The sequence below is a fragment of the Leucobacter faecis genome (assembly GCF_054456635.2).
In genome coordinates, this window is record NZ_JBTJEP020000034.1 from 1 (window position 1) to 6541 (window position 6541).

Genomic DNA, 6541 nt, shown 5'->3' on the forward strand with positions numbered 1-6541 from the left:
GAAACGCCGCTAGGCAGCCAGTCTGGCGGCGTTTTCCCCTGCCCACTTGACAAATCGATCTCCATATCAGGATGACGAGGAATAGGCGCTGTCCGCTACTCGGTCATCCTGCGCGATCCCACACCCGGTCATCCTGCGCGATCCCGCACCCGGTCATCCTGCGCGACGAGGGAGTCGCAGGATCCAGCTCGATCCGGAGCGAAATTTGGGGCTGGTGCACGACGCCCCGTAAGAGTAATGTTGCGCCGTGATCAATAGCGCGACGGGATCGTCGCTTGAAATGGGGGCAGAGCCGCCTCGCCGCACGCGGCGGGCGGCCTTGCGGTCGTGGCTCGTCGCAGAGACCGCCGAGGCACCCGGGCGGCACGCCGGCCCGCACGGTCGGCCCGAGCCCGAACGCCGCGCGCACTGGCTGCGCGTCATGTGCCTTACCGGCCTCGACTACTTCTCGACGCTCGGCTATCAGCCGGCGATCGCGGCGCTCGCGGCGGGGGCAGTCGCCCCGCTCGCCACGATCGTGCTCGTCGCGGTGACTCTCGCTGGCGCGCTGCCGGTGTACCGCCGGGTCGCCGAGCAGAGCCCCCACGGCACCGGATCAATTTCGATGCTCGCGAAGCTGATGCCGCGCTGGGGCGGCAAACTCGCCGTGCTCGCGTTGCTGGGGTTTGCCGCCACCGACTTTATGATCACGATCACGCTGTCTGCCGCCGATGCGACCGCGCACCTCGTCGAGAACCCGTTTGCGCCCGCCGCCGTACGCGGGCAAGAGGTTGTCATTACGCTGGCGCTGCTCGCGGGGCTCGGCATTGTGTTCCTACGCGGTTTTCGTGAGGCGATTCGACTCGCAGTGGTGCTCGTGGGTGTGTTTCTCGCCGCGAACCTCGTCGTGATTGCGGTGGCGCTCGCCGAGCTCGTGCGTCGCCCCGTCGTGCTCGGCGACTGGTGGAGCGTGCTCACCACGCAGCACGGCAACCCACTGTTTGTGGTGGCGATCGCGCTCGTCGTGTTTCCGAAATTAGCGCTCGGCCTGTCTGGGTTCGAGACCGGTGTCGCCGTGATGCCGCAGATTCGGGGCGACGCGAGCGACACCGAAGACAACCCCGCCGGCCGCATTCGCGGGGCAAAACGGTTGCTCACCACCTCGGCGCTGATCATGAGCGTGTTTCTCGTGACATCGTCGATCACGACGGTCGCGCTGATTCCAGCCGCAGAGTTCGAAGAGGGCGGCAAAGCAAACGGCCGTGCCCTCGCCTATCTCGCCCACCGATACCTCGGCGAAGGGTTTGGTACGGGCTACGACCTCATCACGATCGCGATCTTGTGGTTCGCGGGCGCCTCGGCCATGGCTGGCCTATTGAACCTTGTGCCCCGGTATCTGCCGCACTACGGCATGGCGCCCGCCTGGGCACGCGCGACCCGCCCCCTCGTGCTGGTATTCACTGCCATAGCGTTTGTGGTGACCATCGTCTTTCAGGCGAGTGTTGACGCCCAGGGCGGGGCGTATGCGACCGGCGTACTGGTGCTCATCACTTCAGCCGCGGTCGCGGTGACGCTGCATGCGCGAGCCGCCCGGCAGCGCGGCGCTACGGTTGGTTTTGGCGTCATCACGGTCGTGTTCCTGTACACGACCGTCGCAAATGTGGTCGAGCGCCCCGACGGTATTCGCATCGCGGCACTGTTTATTCTCGGCATTCTGGTGGTGAGCTTCGTGTCTCGCGTCGCCCGTTCAACCGAGCTACGTGCCACCTCGGTGACACTCGATGCGGCAGCGTACCGCGTAGTCGAAGCGCTCAGTGTCGGTCACGACAGCGCACTGCGCCTCATCGCCCACGAACCCACCGACGTGAGCGCTGAGCGTTACGCCGCCAAGCTCCGCCACGCACGCGCCGCCCACGGCTTGCCTGACGCGGTGGCCGTGTTCATCGAGGTCGAGATCTCAGACAGCTCAGACTTCGAAGGCGAACTGGTGGTGCGCTACGAGAATCGGCACGGCTATGACGTGTTCACGGTGCGCAGCCCGAGCGTACCCAATGCGCTCGCTGCCGTCGCACTGCACCTGGGAGCGTCGTTCAATGTGACGCCGCACCTCTACTTCAGGTGGACCGAGGGCAACCCGCTCGCAAACCTGCTGCGGTTCTTGCTCTTCGGTGAGGGCGAGATCGCCCCGATGACGCGCGAAGTGCTGCGCGAGGCTGAACCGCGCGTGCAGCTGCGCCCCTGGGTGCACGTTGGCTGAGAGCTAGAGTGCCAGACCGCAGAAACGCCTCTCGGCGGAAGGCCGCTCGAAGCGGCAAAAATTGGAGCCCGGGGTTACTGCGGCCCAGCAGAACCCAGTCTAGTCCAGGCTGATCCGGAGCGCACTTGAAAAGTTACCCGGGAGCGCCCGCGGCCCGATGCGTCGCTACGCGAGCGTACCGTCGCGCCAGCGGCGTGCCCCCGCGTGCAGCTCGTGTGCGATCGTGGAGTACCGCAGCGCGCGCGAGGTGAGGTGCGCCGCGTGGGCATCATCGAGGTCATCGCGGGCGTCGGCGAGGTCGGCGGCTCCCAGCGCCATGACACGGCAGTAACTCGCTGCGCGCTCGAGGGCGGCGCCCAGGTCACCCAGAAACGCTCCACGCAAAATAGTGTCGCACAGGGCTTGAATGGACTCGGGGGTGACCGGCTCTGCAGCGCCCGCAACGACCGGATCGATGGTCACGGCAGCGGCTTCTCCGCGGCGAAACAGGTCGGCTGCGCCGACATCGTCGGCGCTCACCGCGCGACGCAGCAAGTACAGGCGCCACAGCACCCCCGCCAGAGAGTGCTCGCCCTCGCATGCCCACAGCTCTGCAATGTCGTCGATGCCGTCGCCTGTCGCGATCCCGATGACGCGCTCAACCAGCTCAGGGTCTGCGTCACCGCGCACACGGTCCAGCAGCGCCCACGACGTTTCTTGCGCGAGCCGCGAGGCCGCGCCGGGCTCGTCGGAGCCAATGATCCAGTCAAAGCTCGCACTAGGCTGCAGCACCGGGCGCATATGTTCACGAGTCACAGTTTCACTCCACCTGCGGCCGAGGACTGCCGGCCGACCACGCGAGTCTACGCTGATAGCCCGTGCGCTGTGCTGTGCATTCGGTTAGCTGGCGGCGGGCACTGATGTATTTCTATGCCGTAGGAGGTGCGCGATCAGATAGGCCGCGAGCACCGCGAAGATGTACAGGTCAGAAATGAGCGCCATCAGCTGCACACTCGTACCGAGGTCGCCCGAGAACAGGTGCCGAAAGCCCGCGAATCCAAAGAACAGTAAGCCCGAGACAGCGGCAGGGATGCTCCATCGTCGCACGAAGACACTGATGAGCGCGACCGCCCCAATCGACATATTGGCAAACCCGAGTTCTTGAATAAACGGCAACACCACAGGGTCGGTGATGCCAAAAATGCCCTCGGCCGTGTACTCGGGCTGCATCGCCTGGCTCAGACCAGCGGTGAACAACCGCACTCCGACAGCCCAGAACACCACCCAGCGGCCGATGAGCGACCAGAGGTCACGCCGCTTAGGGCGCAGCACCCATTCGAGTGCGACGCTGACCGCTGGCAGAACAGCAAAGAGGGCGACGATGGTGACAACATACATGGCTTCTCGTTCTCGCTAACGCTAACGCTAACGCTCTGTATCGTCGCTTGCTACTTGTGAGCTCTATAGGTTGTTTCGGTGCGCGCATCAGCGAAGAGCTGCGTGGTGATCAACCAGCGACCGTCTGGCTGCCTGTGCAGAATGTGCAGCGAGTTCGTGGTGCGGTCTCCCAGCGTTTCGCCCGCCTCGGTGAGCTGACCGACAATCGTGGTGGTCACGTGAGCGACAACGACATCTTCGCCGAGCTGCTTCACGCTGACCTCGGGCGCTCCCGCGAGCTTTCCTGCCGAAAAACTGGCGTCGGCAAACAGACCGAGCAGGTACTCCTCAACCGCGACACCGCCCGTGAGCCTCGTACCAAACGCGTTCGTCCAGTCGGCGTCTCGCGTGAACAGGGCACCGATGCCCGCGGCTTCACCAGATTGGAACGCACCGAGCACCGTCATGAGCGTCGCTTGAATGGCCACTTCATCGTCGTTGACCGCACCGGCTAGAGCGGCGTCATCGGGTTGGTTAGTCGACATTGCTGCTACTCATTTCTTAGGCGGGCGTCGTTGCTCTGTGCGCACTCGCCCGAAGAACTGTGCAATCCCAGCGAGTGCGTAGCCTCCACCGTAGCAAAGCTGCTGCTGCGATACGACGGTGCCGCATCGAGTAGGTGGGTCGGGTCTCCCGCCCACTCTCTTACACCACCGTGCATGCGGACCCGCACACGGCGGTTCGCTAAGTCGCCCGGTAACGTCCACAACCTCCATGGGATAACACACCCTGCGCTTGCCAATACTCATTCGGCAACGCACGCGTCAACCGCGGAGCACCAGCAACCCGCCAATACGCGCGGCTCCCGCCGCCCAACTGGAGCTGATCGTATGCCCGGGCGAGGAACCATCGAAGCTGACCTACAGCTATCAGTGGCGTGCCAACGGTAAGTCCATCGCAGGAGCAACCAGCTCGAGCTACGTCCCCATCGTATCCGACGAAGGCAAAGACCTCTCGGTACGAGTGACTGGATCGCTTACCGGACAGTCCAGCGTTTCGATGTCAATTGGAGTGGTGCAGGTAACTCCTAAACCTGCGGCGAAGGCCACTCAACAGCAAATTGAAGACCGGGTGTTCATCCTGGTCAACAAGGAGCGAACGTCTCGCGGCCTGCACGCTCTAACTAACTCCAACCTCTATCAGCTCCGCAAAAGCGACTGGACCCAGTATCTTGTCGACAACGGCAAGTACGAGCACTCTGAGTACAACTGGTACGCCGAAGACGGACGTCGCAGCATGGGCCTCTACGGCGAGAACCTTGGAGTCTCCGCTCGCACCACTCTTCAGGCTACCGACGACCTCGTGAAGTCTTGGATGAACTCCCTGAACACAAGAGCGCACTCCTTGATCCTGAAATCGCATCAGGACCAGCTGGTGCACGGGGCGAGCGCTTCCCGGTCGTCGGAATCGTGCTTCCCGATAGGTGGACTGGCGCTTCCCGATAGGGCTATTCGCCATTGAGACACGGCCGTATCCGATTCGATCTCCCATACCGAAAACGTTAGCTTGCAGGTTGTGGCGGGATTAGGTTTCGGCGGGGAGTTTCGGCGCGTGTTTCCTCGGCGAGTCTACACAGACGAATGGCGCGCCCGAAGGCGCGCCATAAACGACCGTTTTTGAAGTGCTACCTCGGAACCTCGAAATCATAGCTTGGATCCGATTTTGAAATGAGAAATTCACCGATAACGGTCTCACCATCAGAAGCGTAAACATTGATCACCCGGTCAACGTTGTGGGTTTCATTCCAGGTTGCAGCTTCCTCTGGTGACTTAGGCGTCTCTCCCTCAAGTTCAGCGTTGAAAACATAACCCTCTTCACCGTTAGTCGCAGTCGCAAAAACAAGATCGGGATAAACTCCCAACTCTTCAGCGTCAAGAACTGTACCTAACGTCAAACCATTACTGTTGGTTTTGTATTCAGAAGGATCATCGGCAAACGCTGCACCAGATACCGACCCAATCAGTGTGCCTACTGCGATTCCAGAAACAACCACTGCTGAAGCAAGAATTGATTTTTTAACTTTGCCTTTCATGTCACTCTCCAATTAAGAAACATTTGGCGTTCGCTTCGGATACTTATTGGTGTAGCCGTTACCGTTCCAAGTCAAAACGATGCCGTTGCCGTACCGAGGCCCCTCTGTTTTCATGAGAGTTTGGGACCCAAATGCCATCGTTGCGGTGGAATTATAGAGCGTCGTGCTTGATGTCATTATCGAACCATTGGTGGCCACCAGCCTGTTCCTCAAACCAATCCAACCTGCCGGATATGTGCTTGTAGTTTTCCAAGCCTGAAGCCAAGCACTGTACGTTGTCAAATTTGCTCGGGTTAAGTCATTCTGCCCCCCAGTAGTCATAAACATACGCGCTGAGGAAAGTCTTCCCACCGGTCGCTGCATTTGCAGCCATCGGAGCAGCTACAACACCTGAGAGCAACGCCGCGGATATGAAGGCTGTCATGAGCCTTGAGCGAAAACCTCCAGATCGGACATTGTCGTTCATACACACATCAACTCCTTTGTTGAAAGGTGCCACGCTGCACCTATGTGCGCTCATAATATGCTGCTTTGCCAAAAAAGGGAAAGGAAATGCAACGATTGTGATTTATCCACAGAATGATTTGAGTCGCGCCTCTACCAGAAGTATTACTCCGTGTGTGGTCCCGGAAACTGTATGCGCTGCTGCGGCGTGAGGGCTTGGAGATTGGTCGTGAAATCTGCCAGCGACTCATGAGACTCGCCGGGGTGCGGGGTGTGCAACGCTCGAAACGAGCGTTCGCCACAAAGGTCAGCTCAGCAGACCGGATGCTGGGCGACTGAGTATTCGGACTTCTGAGCACCGCCAGTATTCCGGTTGAGCACCGCCCGCTGAAGCGCAGTTATTGTCTGGTGAG

At 61.0% G+C, this 6541-nt stretch carries 6 protein-coding genes; 2 read left to right on the forward strand and 4 right to left on the reverse strand.

The window, feature by feature from the left end; translation table 11 throughout:
* Window positions 1-280 precede the first annotated feature (280 nt).
* Window positions 281-2236, forward strand: coding sequence for an APC family permease (locus tag ACXR2T_RS15695; protein ID WP_458812189.1), 1956 nt, complete (start codon window positions 281-283; stop codon window positions 2234-2236).
* Between the two features lie 165 nt (window positions 2237-2401).
* Here the strand turns inward: ACXR2T_RS15695 and ACXR2T_RS15700 are convergent, their stop codons facing one another.
* From ACXR2T_RS15700 to ACXR2T_RS15710, 3 genes are all read right to left on the reverse strand, one after another.
* Entirely contained in the window at window positions 2402-3031 is a 630-nt protein-coding gene (locus ACXR2T_RS15700) for a hypothetical protein (RefSeq protein ID WP_458840472.1), read from the reverse strand.
* A gap of 84 nt (window positions 3032-3115) precedes the next feature.
* A complete protein-coding gene (locus ACXR2T_RS15705; protein ID WP_458840474.1) occupies window positions 3116-3613 on the reverse strand; it encodes a DUF6790 family protein in 498 nt (165 codons plus the stop codon).
* Window positions 3614-3663: 50 nt separating this feature from the next.
* Window positions 3664-4137 (reverse strand): YybH family protein, encoded by a 474-nt coding sequence (locus ACXR2T_RS15710; RefSeq protein WP_458840475.1) that lies wholly within the window; start codon window positions 4135-4137, stop codon window positions 3664-3666.
* 250 nt (window positions 4138-4387) lie between these two features.
* Between ACXR2T_RS15710 and ACXR2T_RS15715 the strand changes: the two genes are divergently transcribed.
* Window positions 4388-5113 carry a CAP domain-containing protein gene (locus ACXR2T_RS15715; RefSeq protein WP_458840477.1) on the forward strand — a complete coding sequence of 242 codons (726 nt, stop codon included), beginning with the start codon at window positions 4388-4390 and terminating at the stop codon, window positions 5111-5113.
* Window positions 5114-5276: 163 nt separating this feature from the next.
* On the opposite strand, the gene ACXR2T_RS15720 is transcribed toward ACXR2T_RS15715, so the two are convergent.
* The gene (locus tag ACXR2T_RS15720) at window positions 5277-5684 is read right to left on the reverse strand and encodes a hypothetical protein (protein ID WP_458840479.1); all 408 of its coding nucleotides are present in this window, start codon (window positions 5682-5684) and stop codon (window positions 5277-5279) included.
* Between the last annotated feature and the right edge of the window lie 857 nt (window positions 5685-6541).